The sequence below is a fragment of the Mesorhizobium sp. M1A.F.Ca.IN.022.07.1.1 genome (genome assembly GCF_003997575.1).
Lineage (GTDB): Bacteria > Pseudomonadota > Alphaproteobacteria > Rhizobiales > Rhizobiaceae > Mesorhizobium.
The window spans coordinates 1-3,035 of sequence record NZ_RZST01000504.1 but is presented as its reverse complement, the minus strand read 5'-3'; the positions used below and the strand labels follow the sequence as shown (position 1 = coordinate 3,035).

Below are 3,035 nucleotides of genomic sequence, written 5' to 3'. Positions count from 1 at the left end.
GGAGTGGGGAGAATAGCCATAAGGTGGTCCCTCGTTGCGCTGGCGGAGCAGTCCGCGAGATGCGGTTTGGGCAACCGGTATCTGCCCGACCAGAACATGATGGGTAGAGCCGCCTCATCCGACGCTTCATCGACACCTGATCACCGGCGGCTGACGCATGGCAGAACGGCCTCGACCGGGGATGGTTCCACAGCGATCCCGCCGCGCTTCGGCGGGGTCGGACACGAATGACGATCAAATGATTTCCCGTCGCCCATTTCGCCCTTGCCGGCGCCATGCAGCGCCTTAGTTCCGTTTGCGGGGCGGGTGATCATCTGCCGACATAGGAGGCGGCCTTGAAGCACCAAACCGTAGACCAACTCAATGCCGTTGCCGACGTTCATGCTGAAGCAGCGGTTCTCATCGCCAGTCGTGGCCAACGCCTCGAACGCTGGGCGCAACTTCTGGAGCAGGATCCCGGCCGGCGCCTTATGGCGCTTGCGGGCACCGAATACGCCACACCCGACGTGCGCGAAAAGATGCGTTCCACCGGATCGCCGATTACTGTCGCCTTCGAAGACCCGATCTTTCGTGCTCAGGGCCTGAAGGACGACACCTACGGCGAAGCAAAGCGCTTCTTCGAACTCAGCGACTGGCAACTGCACGAGGTCGTCTGCCATTGCCATGTCGGCGCCAATCTGCCGGCACGCTGGGCGGCGTCCCGCGTTCGCGCGGCCATCTCTCCAGGCTCGGGAATTCTTGCCTGGCTGAGATCGGTGTTCATGCACTAAGACGACTGCCGCGGTTCGAAGAACCGCGGCAAGTTCAATCCTTATCGGAGACGGAGGGGAGTTGTCCCCAGCCGTCGGTAGCTAGAGCGATTCACCGTTTTGCGAGAACGTCGAACCGCTCTATCTTTTTGCTTTCGCTCATTCTGCTGTTGATGCAATTCCCCGCGCGAAGTTTGGGACTATGTCTGGAATTTGCTCTTAGGGCTGCCCGCGCCGCACCTCCACTCAGCGATCGATCTCTCCGAACACGATATCCAGCGATCCGATGATGGCCGCGACATCGGCGATCATGTGCCCGCGCGACAGGAAGTCCATCGCCTGAAGGTGGGCGAAAGACGGCGCACGTATCTTGCAGCGGTACGGAACATTGCTGCCGTCAGAGACAAGATAGACGCCGAATTCGCCTTTGGGCGCCTCCACCGCGGCGTAGACCTCGCCCTGCGGCACATGATGGCCTTCGGTGTAGAGCTTGAAATGGTGGATCGTCGCCTCCATGGAACGCTTCATGGTGGCGCGCGGCGGCGGCGTGATCTTCTGGCTCGGTACGGCGACCGGGCCGTGCCCGTCGGGCAAGCGCAGCTTCTCCAGACATTGCCTCATGATCCTAACCGACTGCCGCATCTCCTCCATGCGCACGAGATAGCGGTCGTAGCAGTCGCCGTGCTTGCCGACCGGAATGTCGAAATTCATTTCGGGATAGCATTCATAGGGTTGCGCCTTGCGCAAATCCCAGGCCGCGCCCGAGCCGCGCACCATCGGGCCGGAGAAACCCCAGGCCCAGGCATCGTCCTGTCCGATCACGCCGACGTCGACATTGCGCTGCTTGAAGATACGGTTTTCGGTCAGGAGTTCATCGAGATTGCTCAAAGTTCCCAGGAACGGATCACAGAAATTCCAGATGTCGTCGAGCAACTCTCCCGGCAGATCCTGATGCACGCCGCCGACCCTGAAATAGTTGGCATGCATGCGCGCGCCCGACGCGCGCTCATAAAAGACCATCAGCTTCTCCCGCTCGGCGAAGCCCCAGAGCGGCGGCGTCAGCGCGCCAATATCCATCGCCTGCGTGGTGACGTTGAGCAGGTGCGACAACAGCCGGCCGATCTCGCAAAACAGGACGCGGATAAGCTGTCCGCGCCGGGGAACCGATATTTCGAGCAGCTTCTCGGCGGCCAGGCAGAAGGCATGCTCCTGGTTCATCGGCGCCACATAGTCGAGCCGGTCGAAATAGGGCAGGGCCTGCAGATAGTTCTTGTATTCGATCAGCTTCTCTGTGCCGCGGTGGAGCAGGCCGATATGCGGATCGGCGCGGTCGACGATCTCGCCGTCGAGTTCCAGCACCAGCCTGAGCACACCATGCGCCGACGGGTGCTGCGGTCCGAAGTTGAGCGTGAAGTTGCGAATTGCGGTTTCGGCCATGGCGGCCTCTTCGCGGACTCTCATTTTGTTTGGCCGCTGCAGTCGGGTCAACCGCCCGCGGCGCCGCTGATCATGTCGTGGTCTGGATGATCAGCGTCAGCGTGCCGTCGCCATCGATGTTGGCCGCGACGACCTGCGAGGAATTCAGCCCGTTCGCATGCAGCACCGATACCGCCTCGGGCGAGGCATCGATCGATTTCTGCAGCTTGGCCAGGTCCGTGGCGGTTGTCCTGGTGACCACGGCTTCGGCCTGGACCTTGATCTCCGCGGGCAGGTCCTCCATCGCCACCACCACGACGTTGGTAACGGTCTGGCCGGAACTTGGCGGATCGGGTTGCACCTGGTCGAGCCGAGGTTGTTCAGCCGGGGGCAGAACCTGGGGCGGTTGCGGATCGGCGTGTTGAGCCGAGACCGACTGCGCCAGGGCAAGGGTCGAAAGAGCGAGCATCATCGTCAATGTCCGCATCGTCTTTCCTTCCATGTATCGAAGTCTGACGACACAACCCCTCCGCCCGGCGATGGTTCCGGCCCAAGAGGGCAAGTGACGGTGAATGTTGGCGGGCGACGGCTGGATATCTCACACAGCCAAAACTGACAGCGCAGCAGCCTGCAGGCGTTCGAACGCGGCAAAGCGCCTGTCGTGGCAGGCAGCGAGCGCGTCGTTCGGCGAATAGACCTCGCCCACCTCCGACATCGCCGCCATGGCCGCGCGAAGGTCGGAGTGGCGCCCGGCGGCCACCGCGCCGAGCATCGCTGAGCCGAGCAGCACCGGCTCGGGGGACGTTGGCGCGTAGACCACCTCGCCGACTCCGCCGGCAAGGTGGTCTACGCGCCAACGTCCCCCGAGCC

Annotated in this window: 3 protein-coding genes and 1 pseudogene; 1 reads left to right on the top strand and 3 read right to left on the bottom strand. The window is 62.6% G+C overall.

All coding sequences use genetic code 11. The annotated features are described in order from the left end of the window. Positions 1 to 335: 335 nt before the first annotated feature. On the top strand, positions 336 to 770 hold the full coding sequence (locus tag EOA75_RS31225; RefSeq protein WP_067003930.1) for a hypothetical protein: 435 nt from the start codon (positions 336 to 338) through the stop codon (positions 768 to 770). Positions 771 to 995: 225 nt separating this feature from the next. Here EOA75_RS31225 and EOA75_RS31220 read toward each other — a convergent pair whose 3' ends face one another. The 3 genes and pseudogenes from EOA75_RS31220 to EOA75_RS31210 all read right to left on the bottom strand — a co-directional run. After that, a complete protein-coding gene (locus tag EOA75_RS31220; RefSeq protein ID WP_127325986.1) occupies positions 996 to 2,186 on the bottom strand; it encodes an NADH-quinone oxidoreductase subunit D in 1,191 nt (396 codons plus the stop codon). 70 nt (positions 2,187 to 2,256) lie between these two features. Further along, positions 2,257 to 2,652, bottom strand: coding sequence for a hypothetical protein (locus tag EOA75_RS31215; RefSeq protein WP_127247019.1), 396 nt, complete (start codon positions 2,650 to 2,652; stop codon positions 2,257 to 2,259). A 111-nt stretch (positions 2,653 to 2,763) separates the two neighbouring features. After that, positions 2,764 to 3,035, bottom strand: a pseudogene (locus tag EOA75_RS31210) (hypothetical protein); the annotation flags it as partial.

Excerpts from the sequence above, each read along its gene's own strand:
- EOA75_RS31215 (WP_127247019.1), bottom strand. The coding sequence starts at position 2,652 with ATGCGGACATTGACGATGATGCTCGCTCTTTCGACCCTTGCCCTGGCG.
- EOA75_RS31220 (WP_127325986.1), bottom strand. The coding sequence starts at position 2,186 with ATGGCCGAAACCGCAATTCGCAACTTCACGCTCAACTTCGGACCGCAG.